General features: G+C 70.8%; 15 protein-coding genes. 7 read left to right on the top strand and 8 right to left on the bottom strand.

Features of this window, described 5'->3' with window-relative positions:
* Positions 1 to 169 precede the first annotated feature (169 nt).
* Positions 170 to 721, top strand: a complete 552-nt coding sequence (locus LMI96_RS00160) for a hypothetical protein (protein ID WP_228360066.1) — start codon at positions 170 to 172, stop codon at positions 719 to 721.
* Here LMI96_RS00160 and LMI96_RS00155 read toward each other — a convergent pair.
* Positions 705 to 2,033 carry a M20/M25/M40 family metallo-hydrolase gene (locus LMI96_RS00155; protein WP_228360065.1) on the bottom strand — a complete coding sequence of 443 codons (1,329 nt, stop codon included), beginning with the start codon at positions 2,031 to 2,033 and terminating at the stop codon, positions 705 to 707. The genes LMI96_RS00160 and LMI96_RS00155 overlap by 17 nt on opposite strands.
* A gap of 41 nt (positions 2,034 to 2,074) precedes the next feature.
* On the opposite strand from LMI96_RS00155, the gene LMI96_RS00150 reads away from it, so the two are divergent.
* Together LMI96_RS00150 and LMI96_RS00145 are read left to right on the top strand one after the other, a co-directional pair.
* A complete protein-coding gene (locus LMI96_RS00150; protein WP_228360064.1) occupies positions 2,075 to 3,073 on the top strand; it encodes a Gfo/Idh/MocA family protein in 999 nt (332 codons plus the stop codon).
* 2 nt (positions 3,074 to 3,075) lie between these two features.
* A complete protein-coding gene (locus LMI96_RS00145) occupies positions 3,076 to 3,939 on the top strand; it encodes an NYN domain-containing protein (RefSeq protein ID WP_223720587.1) in 864 nt (287 codons plus the stop codon).
* A gap of 61 nt (positions 3,940 to 4,000) precedes the next feature.
* Here the strand turns inward: LMI96_RS00145 and LMI96_RS00140 are convergent, their stop codons facing one another.
* Positions 4,001 to 5,524, bottom strand: coding sequence for a CitMHS family transporter (locus tag LMI96_RS00140; RefSeq protein ID WP_228360063.1), 1,524 nt, complete (start codon positions 5,522 to 5,524; stop codon positions 4,001 to 4,003).
* A gap of 154 nt (positions 5,525 to 5,678) precedes the next feature.
* Between LMI96_RS00140 and LMI96_RS00135 the strand changes: the two genes are divergently transcribed.
* Positions 5,679 to 7,355: a sensor histidine kinase gene (locus tag LMI96_RS00135; RefSeq protein WP_228360062.1), complete on the top strand. Its 1,677-nt coding sequence runs from the start codon at positions 5,679 to 5,681 to the stop codon at positions 7,353 to 7,355.
* A complete protein-coding gene (locus LMI96_RS00130) occupies positions 7,352 to 8,005 on the top strand; it encodes a response regulator (RefSeq protein ID WP_223720584.1) in 654 nt (217 codons plus the stop codon). The genes LMI96_RS00135 and LMI96_RS00130 overlap by 4 nt, the downstream gene beginning before the upstream one ends.
* A 12-nt stretch (positions 8,006 to 8,017) precedes the next feature.
* On the opposite strand, the gene LMI96_RS00125 is transcribed toward LMI96_RS00130, so the two are convergent.
* The 4 genes from LMI96_RS00125 to LMI96_RS00110 form a co-directional block, all read right to left on the bottom strand.
* Positions 8,018 to 8,407, bottom strand: coding sequence for a hypothetical protein (locus LMI96_RS00125; RefSeq protein ID WP_228360061.1), 390 nt, complete (start codon positions 8,405 to 8,407; stop codon positions 8,018 to 8,020).
* A gap of 108 nt (positions 8,408 to 8,515) precedes the next feature.
* Positions 8,516 to 8,911 carry a hypothetical protein gene (locus LMI96_RS00120; RefSeq protein WP_223720866.1) on the bottom strand — a complete coding sequence of 132 codons (396 nt, stop codon included), beginning with the start codon at positions 8,909 to 8,911 and terminating at the stop codon, positions 8,516 to 8,518.
* A 35-nt stretch (positions 8,912 to 8,946) separates the two neighbouring features.
* Entirely contained in the window at positions 8,947 to 9,807 is an 861-nt protein-coding gene (locus LMI96_RS00115) for an LLM class flavin-dependent oxidoreductase (RefSeq protein ID WP_228360060.1), read from the bottom strand.
* A gap of 148 nt (positions 9,808 to 9,955) precedes the next feature.
* Positions 9,956 to 12,499: an ATP-dependent Clp protease ATP-binding subunit gene (locus LMI96_RS00110; RefSeq protein WP_228360059.1), complete on the bottom strand. Its 2,544-nt coding sequence runs from the start codon at positions 12,497 to 12,499 to the stop codon at positions 9,956 to 9,958.
* Between the two features lie 141 nt (positions 12,500 to 12,640).
* On the opposite strand from LMI96_RS00110, the gene LMI96_RS00105 reads away from it, so the two are divergent.
* On the top strand, positions 12,641 to 13,441 hold the full coding sequence (locus LMI96_RS00105) for an EI24 domain-containing protein (protein ID WP_228360058.1): 801 nt from the start codon (positions 12,641 to 12,643) through the stop codon (positions 13,439 to 13,441).
* A 65-nt stretch (positions 13,442 to 13,506) separates the two neighbouring features.
* A complete protein-coding gene (locus LMI96_RS00100; protein ID WP_223720579.1) occupies positions 13,507 to 13,662 on the top strand; it encodes a hypothetical protein in 156 nt (51 codons plus the stop codon).
* A gap of 44 nt (positions 13,663 to 13,706) precedes the next feature.
* Here the strand turns inward: LMI96_RS00100 and LMI96_RS00095 are convergent, their stop codons facing one another.
* Both LMI96_RS00095 and LMI96_RS00090 read right to left on the bottom strand, forming a co-directional pair.
* Positions 13,707 to 14,171 carry a DUF3817 domain-containing protein gene (locus LMI96_RS00095; RefSeq protein WP_223720578.1) on the bottom strand — a complete coding sequence of 155 codons (465 nt, stop codon included), beginning with the start codon at positions 14,169 to 14,171 and terminating at the stop codon, positions 13,707 to 13,709.
* A 65-nt stretch (positions 14,172 to 14,236) separates the two neighbouring features.
* Positions 14,237 to 14,692 (bottom strand): MarR family winged helix-turn-helix transcriptional regulator, encoded by a 456-nt coding sequence (locus LMI96_RS00090; protein ID WP_228360057.1) that lies wholly within the window; start codon positions 14,690 to 14,692, stop codon positions 14,237 to 14,239.
* Between the last annotated feature and the right edge of the window lie 39 nt (positions 14,693 to 14,731).

Raw genomic sequence — 14,731 nt, 5'->3', positions numbered from 1 at the left:
CGGTCTCCGTTGATGGGGGATGTGCACGGTCACACGCCTGCACACATTATGCACAGATCACCGTATCCCGGCTCCGGAATGTGACAGTCACACGGCCGAGCCGCCTGTGGAGGAATCGAATGTGACTTGTCACATTCCGCCGCCGCGACCGGAGGCGTAGCCTGTGCACATGGCGGACTTCGCCCAGCATCTTCCTCTCAGCCAGCGAGCCGGCGTCGACGAATCGAACGTCAGCTCGGATCGTCGCGCGGCTGTCGCAGACGTCGTCGTCGAGGCCGCCCGCATCCTGGGCATCGCCACGCACGACGACGCGGCGCACCAGGCGCGTGCGCGTCGCTTCCTCGACGAAGCCGGTCTCGGCACCGGTGCCACGGGAGGCTCGGCGACCGACCTCCGGCATCTCGCGGAGACGCTCCGGACGGGCCGGCGCCGCCGCATCGGGATGCTGGTGAACGCCGTGCGGGCGCTTCTGGTGCTCGGCGACACGGTCGGTGTCGCACCGCACCTGGATCCCGCCGTCAGCGGAGCGGTCGCTCTGGCCGCCGAGGGCAAGGCCGCCTTCGCGCGACGCGCGGTCCTGCGCGGCCACACGGTGCGGGCCACCGACGAGGGCTGGGGCTTCGGCTACGGGCCGGTGCTGCAGGGCACGGGGCGCAGCATCCTGCGCTTCATCCTCGAGCTCGAGGACACCCCGCCGCAGCCGCTCAACTCGCCGCGATGAGGTCCCGGTAGAAGCCGATCCCGCGAAGCCACACGTCGACGCGGATGCTCTCGTCGTGCGCGTGCAGTGCGTCGCGTTCGGAGCGCGTGAGGTGGAACGGCGTGAAGCGGTAGACGTGCGGGCTGATGGCGGTGAACCATCGGCTGTCGCTCGCACCGAGCTGCAGGTACGGCGTGGCCACGATGTCGGGGTCCAGCGCGGAGGCGATCGCGCCGGCCAGCCGACGCCACGGTTCACCCCGCCACGGCGACACCGGCGAGGGATCGGTGCCATGGCGCACCTCGATCTCGATACCGTCGTCCGCGATCACACGGTGCAGGCGCGCCGTGGCGGAAGCGATGGTGTCCCCGGTCAGCAGCCGGATGTTGACGGCCGCCCGCGCGGAGGTCGCCAGCACGTTCTCGGCCGGTGCACCCTGCAGTTCGGTGGCGACGGCGGTCGTTCGGACGAGCGCGTTCGTCTCCGGCCCGAGGTGTGAGAACACGGCCGCGATCAGCGGGCCGGTGACGCCGAGACGGCGGAAGAGGATCGCCAGCGCACGCGGCGCGTGCGGCGCGACGGTGGTCAGCATCGCGCGCACCGGCGGGCTGATGCGCCGCGGGAAGGGATGACGCTGCAGCCGCACGATCGCCCGCGCCAGCCGCGCGGTCGCCGGCATCGCAGCGGGCGTCGAGGCGTGACCGCCGATCTCGCGGGCGGTGAGCCAGGCGGTCATGATGCCGCGCTCCGCCACCCCGATCATCGCGGTGGCACGCGCGACGCCCGGGAGCACGCCGTCGACGACGGCGCCGCCCTCGTCGAGGACGAGTCCGGGCCGTACATCCCGGGAGCGCAGCAGGTCGACGATCGCGCCGGCGCCATCCCCCGCCGTCTCCTCGTTGTGCCCGAACGCGAGATAGACGTCCCGCGCGGGGACGTGGCCCTCGGACACGAGGGCCTCCACCGCTTCCAGAATCGCGACGAGCGCACCCTTGTCATCGATCGCCCCGCGGGCGACGATTCGCGCATCCGTTCCCTCGCCGACGATGTCGGCGCCGAACGGATCGCGGCTCCACTCGGCGGAGACTACGGGAACGACGTCTTGGTGCGCCATGAGAACGAGCGGGTCCGCGGCGACGCGCCCGGGCCAGCGGTAGAGCAGCGCGTGCCCCGACACGACGTCTCGCTCGAGGTGAGCGTGCGTCGCGGGATAGAGGCGCTCGAGCGCGCGCTGGAAATCATCGAAGACGGCGAGGGCCGCGGCATCATCCGGCGCCGCGGAGACCGTCGGGATGCGCAGCAATTCGCGGAATCTCTCCAGAGCGCTCGTCACGCGCCGAGCCTACTGGGGTGGCCCCCGAGTACGGTGGGGAGATGACCGCCGATCACTCCCCCGGCCTGCGCTGGGGCATCCTCGCCACGGGTGGAATCGCCCATCAGTTCACGTCCGACCTCCGCACGGCGGGGCTCGATGTCCGCGCCGTGGGGTCGCGTTCGGCCGCCGGCGCAGAGGCCTTCGCGTCCGAGTTCGAGATCCCCCGCGCGCATGCGTCGTACGAGTCGCTCGTCGCAGACGACGACATCGACATCGTGTACATCGCGACGCCGCATCCGATGCACGCCGAGAACGCCCTCCGCGCGATCGAGAACGGCAAGCACGTGCTCGTCGAGAAGGCGTTCACGCGCGACGGCGACGAAGCGGCATCGGTGCAGTCGGCCGCCGAGGCCGCCGGAGTGCTCGCGATGGAGGCGATGTGGACGCGATACCTGCCCCACATGATCCGTATCCGGGAGCTCATCGCGGCCGGAGATCTCGGCGAGCTCCGGGTCGCGCACGCCGACCACAGCCAGAAGCTGTCGGCCGACCCGAACCACCGCCTCAACGCGCTCGAGCTGGGCGGGGGCGCGCTCCTCGACCTGGGCATCTACCCCGTGTCGTTCGTCTGGGATGTGCTCGGTGCACCCACGTCGATCTCCGCGCACGGCCGCCTCGGCGAAACGGGGGCCGACACCGAGGTCGCGACCGTCTTCACGCACGCGGGGGGCGCCGTGTCGACCACGGTGTCGTCGTCCCGCGCTGCGGGCCCCGTGACCGCGCACGTCGTCGGCACCGAGGGCCGGATCGACATCGATCGCACCTGGTACGCGCCCGCATCCTTCCGACTCACCCGTCCCGACGGCACGGTGGCGGAAGAGTACGTGTCGACGATCGACGGGCGCGGGATGCAGTTCCAGGCGCTCGCCGCGGAACGGTTCATCGCCGAGGGGCGCCGCGACAGCGATCTGCTCCCGCTCGCCGAAACCGTCGCCATCATGCGCGCACTCGATGACATCCGCACGCAGATCGGCGTGCGCTACCCCGGGGAGCACTGACCATGCCCGATCTGACCATCCCTCGCGTCGCGGTCTACCTCGACTTCGACAACATCGTCATGAGTTGGTACGACCGCGTGCACGGTCGGAACGCCTACTCCCGCGATCGGCAGCGGATCGCCGAGAACCCCAAGGACCCGGAGATCGCCGAGAAGCTCGCTCGCGCCACGGTCGACGTCGGCGCGATCATCGACTACGCCGCCTCCTTCGGAACCCTCGTGCTCACCCGGGCGTACGCCGACTGGTCATCGCCGGTGAACGCCGAGTACCGCTCGCAGCTCGTCGCGCGCGCGGTCGACCTCGTGCAGCTGTTCCCGGCCGCCGCCTACGCCAAGAACGGCGCCGACATCCGGCTCGCGGTCGACACGGTAGAAGACATGTTCCGCCTGCCCGACCTCACGCACGTCGTGATCGTCGCCGGCGACTCGGACTATGTGCCGCTCGCCCAGCGCTGCAAGCGGCTCGGGCGCTTCGTGGTCGGCGTGGGGGTGGCGGGGTCCACGGCCAAGTCGCTCGCCGCTGCCTGCGACCGTTTCGACTCGTACGACTCGCTTCCCGGGGTCGGTTCTCCCGAGCCGACGAAGAAGGAGGAATCGGCCTCTCGGGCGCGGGCGCGCAAACGGTCCGTCGACCCAGCGACCGATCTGCTCGAGCGAGCACTGCGGCTGGAGAACGACAAGGACCCCGCGCAGTGGCAGCACGCGTCCGCGGTGAAGAGCCTCATCACGCGGCTGGATCCCTCGTTCACCGAGAAGGCGCTCGGGCACCGCAGCTTCACCGAGTTCATCTCCGCGCATCCCGACATCGCCGAGATGGACGACACCGACAACATCGTCCGCATCCGGCTCGTCGCCGATAAGCGCTGACGGCCGGAACGACCGGAACGGGGTCGACGGGGCACCCGCCGGTCGACCCCGTTCTGCGTCGTCAGGTGAGGAAAGGGATGACGCCGGTCAGCACGCCGACCGCGAGCATCACGAGCGACACGATCGTCGCGCGCCACAGCACCTTCTTGTGGTGGTCGCCGAGATTGACGCCGGCGAGCGAGACGAGCAGCAGGATCGCCGGCACGAGCGGGCTCTGCAGGTGCACCGGCTGGCCGGTGATCGATGCCCGTGCCATCTCGACCGGGTCGATGCCGTAGGCCGAGGCGCTCTCGGCGAGCACGGGGAGGATGCCGAAGTAGAACGCATCGTTCGACATGAAGAACGTGAACGGGATCGAGAGCACACCGGTGATCACCGCGAGGTAGGGGCCGAGGGAGTCCGGAATGACCTGGGTGATCCAGTTCGCCATCGCCGTGACCATGCCGGTGCCGTTCAGCACACCCACGAGCACGCCCGCCGCCAGCACCATCGACACGACGCCCACGATGCTCGGGGCGTGCGCCACGATCTCGTCGGCCTGCGTCTTCAGCTTCGGGAAGTTGATGATGAGGGCCACCGCTGCGCCGACCATGAACACGAAGGCCAGCGGGAAGACATCCATGACGAGCAGCACCATGACCGCGAGGGTCAGCGCGAGGTTGAACCAGATGAGCTTCGGCCGGAGCGTCGCCCGGTTCGGGTCGAGCATCGTATCGGCCATCGCGGTGTCGGCCGTGTCGACGAGCTCGGATGCGGCCACTCCGCGGCGCCCACCGGCGACGGTCACGATGTTGCCGGTGCGCAACAGCGCCCGCGCACCCACCGTACGGTCGGCCCCGCGGAACACCCGCGGCGCCCGGAGCGGGCCGTCGCCGGAGGACTCGAGGCGCGACGTGTCGACGCTGCCCGCGAGGCGGCGGCGCTCGGAGAGACCGAGGAACCAGGCGAAACCGAGCGAGACGATGATTCCGGCGATGAGGGCCGGCACCATGGGCACGAAGATGTCGGTCGGCTGCAGCCCGAGCGCGGCTGCCGCGCGGACGGTCGGACCGCCCCACGGCACGATGTTCAGCGTGCCGTTCATGAGTCCCGCGACGCAGGTGAGTACCACGGGGCTCATCCCGAGCCGCAGGTAGATCGGCAGCATCGCCGAGGTCGTGATGATGAAGGTCGTCGACCCGTCGCCGTCGAGCGACACGGCGCCGGCGAGGATCGCCGTGCCCAGCACGACCTTCGCCGGGTCATCGCCGAGCAGCCGGGTGATCGCGCGGATGAGCGGGTCGAAGAGGCCGACATCGATCATGATGCCGAAGTACATGATGGCGAACATCAGCAGCGCGGCCGTCGGCGCCATCGAACTGATCGCGTCGATCACCATGTCGCCGAGTCCGAGACCGGCGCCCGCGAACAGGCCGAAGATCGTCGGGACGACGATGAGCGCGACCATCGGCGTCAACCGCCTCGTCATGATCAGCGCCATGAACGTGAGGATCATCGCGAATCCGAGGATCACGAGAATGGTGTCGGACGGAACGAACGCGACCGCGTAGTCGGCGGCCTCCGTCCGGGGGACGATCGTGTGCATCGCGACTCCTTCGTCGTGGTGAGGCGCCGGTCCGGGCGCCGTAGGGGGCTCGGCCGATGCTAGGCCGCGGCGTCATCCGCCGCCCGCTTGCTCGCATTCCCGCACGTTGTGCGCGTAGCGTGTGTTCTGCGCATTGTGCGCAGAGGAGGCGATGATGCGCTTCGCGACGCGGATGCTGATCGTGCAGGTGGCGACCCAGGTCGCCGTCGTAGCGGTCTGCGCCGCCGTGTTCCTCGCCATCGGCGTCCAGCAGCTGCGCGAGGAGGCGGAGTCGTCGGCGTTGAACATCGCGCGCACGGTCGCGGAGGACGCGCAGGTACGGCAACTCGTGGCCGCCGCATCCGCCGCGGACGCTCCTCCTCCCGCGGCCGAGCTGCGCGCCGGACCGCTGCAGGCGTACGCGCTCGCGGTCACCGACCGCGCCGATGGCCTGTTCGTCGTCATCTCCGACGTGCGCGGCATCCGCCTCGCGCACCCGAACCCCGACCGGATCGGCGAGCAGGTCAGCACGAGCTTCGCCGAGACGCTCGCCGGCCGCGAGGTCGTGACGTGGGAGACGGGCACGCTCGGCGAGTCCGCGCGCGCGAAGGTCCCGATCCTCCCGCCGGGCGGAGGCGCTCCTGTCGGCCAGGTCAGCGTCGGGTTCGAGCCGGCCAGCGTCTTCGACGATCTGCCCGCGCTCCTCGGCGGAATCGCGCTCGCCGTCGGCGCGGCCGTCGCGGCCGGGCTCGTCGTCGGCCTCTTCATGCGGCGACGGCTCGAGTCCGTCACTCTCGGTGTGCAGCCCGAAGAGCTCGTGGCGCTCGTGCAGACGCAGGCCGCAGTTCTGGCGAGTTCCGGTGACGGGATCGTCGCGCTCGACACCGCGGGAGTGGTGCGCGTGTGCAATCCGGCCGCGGCGCGGATGCTGGGCCTTACCGAAGCCGCCGCGGGCAGCTCGTTGTCTGCTCTTCCCCTCGACGACGACGTGCGGCGCGCGCTCGGCGGCGAGGGCGCACCGGGCGGGATGGTGATCGGCGATCGGGTGATCTACATCGATGTGCTCCCCGTCCTGCGCGCGGAGCGGACACTCGGGACCGCCGCTGTGCTCCGCGATCGCACCGACCTGATCGCCCTCAGCGAGCGCCTCGAGAGTGTGCGCACGATGAGCGACGCGCTGCGGGTGCAGCGCCACGAGTTCGCCAACCGCCTGCACGCGGCGACGGGCTTGATCGACGCCGGGCGCGCGCACGAGGCCAGAGACTTTCTGCGCGACCTCGCCGGGGATGGCGGCACGGGGGCGCCGGAACACGGGTGGACGTCGGGCGAGCGGATCTCGGACCCGCTTCTCCGCTCGTTCCTCGGAGCGAAGGCCATCGCAGCGGCCGAACGTGGCGCGACGCTCACGATCGGCGAGGACACCCTCCTCTGGGGGCAGGTCGCGGAGGCCGAAGACGTCGCCGCGGTGCTCGGCAACCTGATCGACAACGCCGTCACCGCCGCGGTCGGCGGCGACCGCACGCCCACCGTCGAGGTCACCCTGCTCGACGACGGCGACACCCTGGTCGTCACCGTGGCCGACTCGGGCCCGGGCGTCGCCGATCCATCGGTCGTGTTCGCCCCGCGGAATCCGGATGCCGCCACCGCGGACGCCCACCCCGAACCACCCATCGACCGGGTGCACGGCCTCGGCATCGGCCTGCCGCTCTCGCGCGATCTGGCGCGTCGGCGCGGCGGAGACGTCTGGCTCGTGGACGCCGGAGGGCCGGCGTCCGGCGCCGTCTTCGGTGCGCGGTTGCCGGGCGTCATGACCGGTCGCGCGGCGACGGCGTCTCAGGAGGAGAAGCAATGACCGACATCCGGGTTCTGATCGTCGACGACGACTTCCGCGTCGGCGGCATCCACCGCGACATCGTGGCGGACCGCGCGGGCTTCACCGCGCTCGATCCGGTGCGGAGCATCGACGCGGCGCGCGCCGCCCTGCGCGCCGACACCCCCGACCTCCTGCTCGTCGACGTCTATCTTCCGGATGGCGACGGCATCGACCTGATGCGCACCTCGGGCATCGACGCGCTCGTGCTCTCGGCGGCATCGGATGCCGCCACGGTGCGCCGGGCGCTCCGGTCCGGCGCGCTCGGCTATCTCGTGAAGCCGTTCGACACCCGGGTACTCGGCGAGCGGCTCGATCGGTACGCGCGCTACCGCAACCTCATCGACGCCGATCGCGCGCTGTCGCAGGAGGAGATCGACCGCGCTGCGGCGATCGTGCACGGGGCCGGCGACGCCGCATCCGTGTCGCGGTCGGCGACCGAGCAGCTCATTCTGGGCACGCTCGGCGTCGAGGAGGCGTCGGCCGCCGAGATCGCCGAACGCGCCGGGATCTCCCGGGCGACGGCGCAGAGACACCTGTCGACGCTCGCGACCCGCGGGCTTGTCGAGGTGGGGCTCCGTTACGGTGCGACCGGGCGACCCGAGCACCGCTACCGAGCACGGGTCTCCTGACCCGCTCGAGTCTCAGGCGCGCGGGGTCCGCGTGCTCCACAGCGCCCACGCGATGAGCACCGGCTGGAAGAAGAGCCGCACGAGACGCTTCACGTCGGTATCCAGACCGAAGCCGTCGCGGCGGTACGTGAACTGCGCGATGTTGCCCGGGAAAACGGCCGCGAAGAAGAGGGCCAGAACCGTGCCAGCGCGGCGACGGTGTCGAGGCAGGGCGACCAACGAGACGCCGAGGGCGATCTCCGCGACGCCCGACGCGAGCACGACGGCGTCCTTGTCGAGCGGCACCACTTCGGTCGTCCAGTCCGGCACCTGCGCCTGGAATTCCTTCCGGGCCCAGAACAGGTGGCTGACGCCGGCGAACACCATGGCGGCTGCGAGCAGCCAACGCGCGAAATTCCTCATGTCCTCAGTCCACTCCCGAACGCGGCGCGTGTCGAGCCCGAATGTCTCGCGACGCGCTGTGCTGACCGGCGGACGCCCGTCAGCGCGACATCGATGCCGATGCGCTGGTCAGGCGCGGCGACCGGACCCGCCCGTGGCCCACAGCGCCCAGACAACCAGCACCGGTTGCAGGAACAACCGCCCGAAGCGCGCCCGATCGGTGCGCATCAACGGCGCGGGGCGGCCCGTTCGCCACTGGTGGACGTTGCCCGGGAACACCGCCACGAAGAACGCGGCGATCGCGTAGCCCGCGATCGCTCGCCGCGGCGGGGGCAGGAGCGCCGCGGCGCCGAGAGCGATCTCCGCCACGCCGGAGCCGACGACGATCGCATCCGTGCTCGTGTGGAGCATCCGCGTCGCCCACTCCGGCACGACGATGCGGTAACCGCGGCGCCCCCACGTGAGGTGCGACACACCCGCGGCCGTCAGCAGCGCGGCGAGCGCGAGGCGTGCGATGGTTCGCAACACGGAACGGATGCGGTGCCCGCCGCGTCCGCGCCTCACGCGCCGGCCTGTTCTGCGGCGTCACGCGCTGCGGTGTCGCGTGCTGCGGCGTCCTGTTCTGCGGTGTCGCGTGCTGCGGTGATGGCGGCGGCAGCCGCGTCGATGAAACGTGCGTAGGCGTCGGGGCTGTCGTCGGCGGGAATGGCCCGCAGCACGACCTCGTCGACGGCGCCGAGATACGGCACCAGACCCGCCGCGATGCCGTCGTCGCCCGGCGCGGGAAGGACCGTGGACTCGACGCCGACGCCCAGCCGGGCGAAGTTCGCGGCGTAGTTCGGGTAGGTGGCATATCGCGCGGCCTCTTCCCGCATCCGCTCGATCCCCGCGGCGTCGACCGCCGCGCGAACGTACAGGCACACCCGTGCGGCGGGCGCGAGATCGTGCGCGTCACGGCTCTGCTCGGCGGCAACCGCGGGCGGAAGCCACGACAGCAGCGGACCGTCGGCCTCGCGGGCGGCGAGTGCACGCATCCGCGGCCCGAGGGCCCCGACCACGAGGCCGACCGCCTGTCGATCGCGGATGCGGCGGACGCCGTCGCGCACGAGCGCGAGCTGGCCGGTGCGGGCGGCGCCCGAGCCGAGCCCGATCCGGATGCGGGAATCCGGCGCGTCGATGCGCGAGACGGCGTCGGAGATCTCGCTCGGGGCGCGGCGGTCGAGCGGCACGACCCCGGTGGCGAGGACCAGACGCTCGGTCACGGCGGCGGCCGCCGCGAGTGCGGCGAGGGCATCGCCGTCCGGGGTGTCGTTGACCCAGAGCGCGTGGAAGCCGGCTCGCTCGGCGGAACCGGCGATCCGGGCGATGAGGGCGGGGCCGAGCGACCCGGCGACGCCGAGCGAAACGGTGGCGGATGTCATGTACCGAGCTTGCGCCCGGAGGCCGCATCCGGCGCACAGGACTCGCCCTCCGCCGTCCGACGCGCCGCCCCGCAGACCCGCAGGCGCGCAGCCCGGCAGATGACGAAGAGCCCGGGGCGGTGGGCCCCGGGCTCTTCATCCGTGATCGTCAGGCCGCGTCGGCGAGCACGCTCACCGTCGCGACGACCAGCTGGCCGCCGACCGCATCCACCCGCACCGCGCCCCCGTCGCCGAGTTCGCCGCTCACGAGCAGGTCGGCGATTCGGTCGTCGATCTGACGCTGGATGAGGCGGCGCAGCGGCCGCGCGCCGTACTCGGGCTCGTACCCGCGGTCGGCGAGCCAATCCACCGCCGACTCCGACACCTCGAACCCGATCTCGCGGGCTCCCAGTCGACCCTCGGTCGTGGTCAGCATGAGCGACACGATCTCGCGGAGCTGAGGGCGATCGAGCTTCCGGAACAGCACGATGTCGTCGATGCGGTTGAGGAACTCGGGCCGCATGGCCTCGCGCACCTTCGCCATGACGCGATCACGCAGGTCGCCCTCGGAGCCGAATCCGGTGGCGCCGCCGCCGTCGGCGATGAATCCGATGGCCACCGACCGCGACGCGAGGAATTCGGCACCGATGTTCGAGGTCATCACGATGACCGTGTTGCGGAAGTCCACCGTGCGCCCCTGGCCGTCGGTCAGGCGCCCGTCGTCCAAGACCTGCAGCAGCAGGTTGAACACATCCGGGTGTGCCTTTTCGATCTCGTCGAAGAGCACGACGGCGTAGGGGTTCCGACGCACGCGTTCGGTCAGCTGTCCGGCCTCGTCGTATCCAACGTATCCGGGAGGAGCACCGACGAGCCGCGATACCGTGTGGCGCTCGCCGAACTCGCTCATGTCGAAGCGGATCACCGCGTTCTCATCGTCGAACAGCGACTGCGCGAGGGTCTTAGCAAGCTCGGTCTTCCCCACGCCGGTGGGGCCGAGGAACAGGAACGACCCGATCGGGCGGTGCGGATCGCCCATCCCGGTGCGATTGCGCCGCACCGATGTCGCGACCGCCGTGACGGCCGCATCCTGGCCGATGACGCGGTTGTGCAGCTCCTGCTCGAGAGTCGCGAGACGCTCGCGCTCGGACTCGGTGATCCGGTTCACGGGGATGCCGGTCGCCCGGCTGATGACCGCCGCGATCTGCGGTTCGTCGACGACCGCATCCGGGCGCTCGGACTGAACGCTCGTGGCCTCGTCGATCCGGGCGCGAACGCGCGTCATCTCATCACGCAGGCGCGACGCCTCCTCGTACCGTTCGGCGGCGACGGCAGAGTTCTTCTCCGCCTCGAGCACCGCGAACTCCGCCATCAGCGCGGCCGTGTCGACCCCCGCGCCGAGGCGCAGGCGCAGACGCGCGCCGGCCTGGTCGATCAGGTCGATGGCCTTGTCGGGCAGCACGCGGTCGGTGACGTAGCGGTCGCTGAGTTCGACGGCCGCGGCGAGCGCGGCATCCGTGTACGTGACACGGTGGTGCTCTTCGTACGCCGGTCGCAGCCCCTTCAGGATCTCCACGGCGTCCACGATCGACGGCTCACCGACCCGCACCGGCTGGAACCGGCGTTCGAGCGCCGAGTCCTTCTCGATGACGCGGTACTCCTTGAGCGTCGTGGCGCCGATCAGGTGCAGGTCGCCGCGCGCGAGGCGCGGCTTGAGGATGTTGCCCGCGTCCATCGCGCCGTCGCCACCGGCGCCCGCACCGACGACGGTGTGCACCTCGTCGATGAACACGATGACGTCGCCGCGGAGGTCCGCGATCTCGTCCATCGTCTTGGTCAGGCGCTCTTCGAAGTCGCCGCGGTACCGCGCGCCGGAGAGCATGGCCGCGAGGTCGAGCGAGATGACCCGCTTTCCGCGCAGTTGCTCGGGCACGTCGTCGGCGACGATCGCGCGCGCGAGGCCCTCGACGATCGCGGTCTTGCCGACGCCCGCTTCACCGATCAGCACGGGGTTGTTCTTCGTGCGACGGCTGAGGATTTCCACGGTCTGCTCGATCTCGTCGGCCCGCCCGATCACCGGGTCGAGCTCCCCCGCGGCGGCGCGCGCCGTCAGGTCGTCGCCGTACGTGTCGAGCATCGTGGCGGCGCCGTCACGTGCCTCGGTCGCGTCCGTTCCCGGCGCGACGGGCTCCCGGAGTCCCTCGGTGAGGGCTTCGGCCGTCACGCCGGCGTCGGCGAGCACCCGGCCGGCCGGGCTGTCCTGCGCGAGCACGAGCGCGAAGAAGAGGTGCTCGGGATCGATGTAGGTCGACCCCGAGGAGCGTGCGACCTGGAAGGCGTGGAACAGCGCGCGCTGCACGGATGTGGTCAGCACGGCCGTGTCGACATCGGCCGCCGGCCCCTCCTGCGGGAGGCGCTCTTCGATCGAACGCTCGATCGCGTCCGGGTCGGAACCGACGCGAGCGACGGCCTCGCGGGCAGACGCGTGCTGGACGATGGCGTACAAAACGTGCAGCACGTCGAGTTCGTGCTGACCGCGCGCGAGCGCGAAGCGTCCGGCGTCCTGCAGGATCTGCTGCGTACCCATGCTGAGGAACCGACTGAGGTCGATCGACCGCGCCGCGCGAGCCTGCTCGCCGCGCAGGTAGCGGCTGAGGAACTCGTCGAATGCGCTCTGGCCGTCGGTGTCGGACGGGCCCGTGACGTCTTCGGGCATGTATGCCTCCTGGGGGCAAGTGAGTGGGGGTGGCTCAACTATATTTTGCGTAGTTGAGCACGGTTCTATCAAGTTAAACGGTCCTGCGCTCGCGATATTCCCAGATACTCTCGAATCCATCCCGCAGCCGGAGGACTCCCGATGACGCACGTCGAACACCCCCGCCGCGATGGCGTCGTGTCGGAGTTCTTCGCGGGAGTGCGCACCCTGCTCGGCGGCTTCGGATGGTGGCGCGTGCGACCGGGGCTCATGCTCCTCGGCCTCGTCCCCGCCGCCGTCGTGAGCCTGGTGCTCGCGGCGGCCCTCGTCACCCTGGGATTCTGGATCGCCCCGCTCGCCGAGACCCTCACCCCGTTCGCGAACGGGTGGGACGCGCCGTGGCCGTTCGTGGTCCGGATCGCCGCCGGCACCGCCGTGTTCGGCGCGGCGCTCCTGCTCTCCGCGACCCTGTTCACCGCGTTGACGCTCCTGATCGGCGAACCGTTCTACGACCGCATCTGGCGCGGCGTGGAAGCCGCGGAGGCGCCGGATGAACCGCTCGACACGGACGGCGGCTTCTGGGCCGGGATCGCGGACGCCGCATCCCTCATCCTCCGCGGCATCCTGGCCGCGATCATCGCCTTCGCCGTCGGGCTGATCCCGTTCGTCGGCGGCGCGCTCGGTGCGATCACGGGCATCCTACTGTCGGGCTGGATCCTCGCCGACGAACTCTCCGGACGAGCGCTCACCGTGCGCGGTATCGACCACCGCGCACGACGACGGATGCTGCGCGCACACCGCGCGCGCGCGTTCGGCTTCGGCGTCGCGACGCAGCTGTGCTTCCTCATCCCGCTGGGCGCCGTGCTGACGATGCCGGCGGCTGTGGTGGGAGCGACCCGGCTCGCGCGGGACGTGCGGCCGCCCGCATCCGCGACCCCCGGCGCCGCGACGTCGTCGACCTAGCCGTCCCGAAACGCGGAGGGGCCTCGAAGCGGATACGCTGGGGGCAGTCTTTGCGAAGGAGTTCCATGTTCATCGTATCCCTGCTGCTGTTCCTGCTCGGGATGTTCGCGTTCGGCATCTCCTTCTCGCTCGAGGGATTCCAGGCGATCGTCTTCGTCTCCGGCATCCTGCTCATCTCGCTGGCGATGGCACTGCCGATCCACGTCCGCCGCGCTCGATAAGGACCGCGCGCGATAAGCGCCGCGCTCGATAAGAGCCGCGCCCGTCAGCTGCGTCCGCCGGGAGGGCCCGCGTTCAGCAGCACGACGTACGCGAGCACGACCAGCACGAACATCGCGATTCCGAAAGCCCACGGGTGGTTCAGCAGCATCCGCAGAAGCCGGTCATGCCACCGCGCGTCGCGCGGGTCGGCGGTCTCCGTGCGGCGCCATTCGCCGCTCAGGCGTGATGTGCGGTGCAGCCAAAGCTCGGTAGGGATCGTCGCGTAAGGAATCACGGCGCTGCCGATGGCGAGGATCGCGGCACCCGCCGACCAGCGCTGATTCTTCGCGACGATGATCGCGGTGGCGCCGTAGGAGAGGAACACGAAGCCGTGGATCGCGCCGCCGATCGTGACCGCGATCGGCGCATCGGCCGTCGCACGGATGATCAGCCCCGCGATCAGAAGCGTCCAGGAGACGGCTTCGGCGATCGCGAGAGTACGGAACAGCGCCAGGGGCGTGCGGAACACGGGCATCCTCCACGGCGTCCGCGGGTCGGGTGCGATCGCCGCTCCCCACGCTAGCGGAGATAGCTTCAGTGTTCCTGAAGGTTCTCTCCGAACGGCGCTTCGTGCAGTCCCCGGAGTGCGGTCGTGAGTTCGGGCACACCCCCGCCGAAGACCCGGTCGAGGGCCGCGAGCTGCTCATCGGCCGCCGCGAGAGCCCCGGTTCCCTTCTCGGTCACCCGGAGGTCGGAAGCAGAGCCGGCGTGCGCCATGACGTCCTCGACGAATCCCTCGGCGGCGAGCGCTTTGACCGCGGTGTGGGCGGTCTGCACCGTGATCTGCGAACGGCGCGCGAGCTCCGAGAACGAGATACCGGGCGTCGCCTGAACGTGGGCGAGCAGCCCGTACTTCCGGGTCGTGAGACCGAGGGGCTTGAGTGCGGCGTTGAGACGGCCGTCCCAGACAGAGGCGACCGTCAACAGCGAGATCACGGGACTGAAGGGAGGTCGCCGACCGGCGGCTTGCGCCTGCGGCGAGTCTGGCATCATCCCATGCTACCGGCGCGCCCGACCGCGGGCCGGGCA

It is taken from the genome of Microbacterium sp. cx-59 (genome assembly GCF_020805625.1).
In the GTDB taxonomy this organism is placed as follows: domain Bacteria; phylum Actinomycetota; class Actinomycetes; order Actinomycetales; family Microbacteriaceae; genus Microbacterium.
The sequence above is the reverse complement of the archived record's forward strand: the minus strand, read 5'-3'. Positions and strand labels throughout refer to the sequence as shown.

Coding starts and splice junctions, on each gene's coding strand:
- LMI96_RS00125 (WP_228360061.1), bottom strand. CDS start 8,407: ATGAGGAATTTCGCGCGTTGGCTGCTCGCAGCCGCCATGGTGTTCGCC.
- LMI96_RS00160 (WP_228360066.1), top strand. CDS start 170: ATGGCGGACTTCGCCCAGCATCTTCCTCTCAGCCAGCGAGCCGGCGTC.
- LMI96_RS00140 (WP_228360063.1), bottom strand. CDS start 5,524: ATGCACACGATCGTCCCCCGGACGGAGGCCGCCGACTACGCGGTCGCG.
- LMI96_RS00110 (WP_228360059.1), bottom strand. CDS start 12,499: ATGCCCGAAGACGTCACGGGCCCGTCCGACACCGACGGCCAGAGCGCA.
- LMI96_RS00135 (WP_228360062.1), top strand. CDS start 5,679: ATGCGCTTCGCGACGCGGATGCTGATCGTGCAGGTGGCGACCCAGGTC.
- LMI96_RS00100 (WP_223720579.1), top strand. CDS start 13,507: ATGTTCATCGTATCCCTGCTGCTGTTCCTGCTCGGGATGTTCGCGTTC.
- LMI96_RS00115 (WP_228360060.1), bottom strand. CDS start 9,807: ATGACATCCGCCACCGTTTCGCTCGGCGTCGCCGGGTCGCTCGGCCCC.
- LMI96_RS00105 (WP_228360058.1), top strand. CDS start 12,641: ATGACGCACGTCGAACACCCCCGCCGCGATGGCGTCGTGTCGGAGTTC.
- LMI96_RS00150 (WP_228360064.1), top strand. CDS start 2,075: ATGACCGCCGATCACTCCCCCGGCCTGCGCTGGGGCATCCTCGCCACG.
- LMI96_RS00130 (WP_223720584.1), top strand. CDS start 7,352: ATGACCGACATCCGGGTTCTGATCGTCGACGACGACTTCCGCGTCGGC.
- LMI96_RS00090 (WP_228360057.1), bottom strand. CDS start 14,692: ATGCCAGACTCGCCGCAGGCGCAAGCCGCCGGTCGGCGACCTCCCTTC.
- LMI96_RS00145 (WP_223720587.1), top strand. CDS start 3,076: ATGCCCGATCTGACCATCCCTCGCGTCGCGGTCTACCTCGACTTCGAC.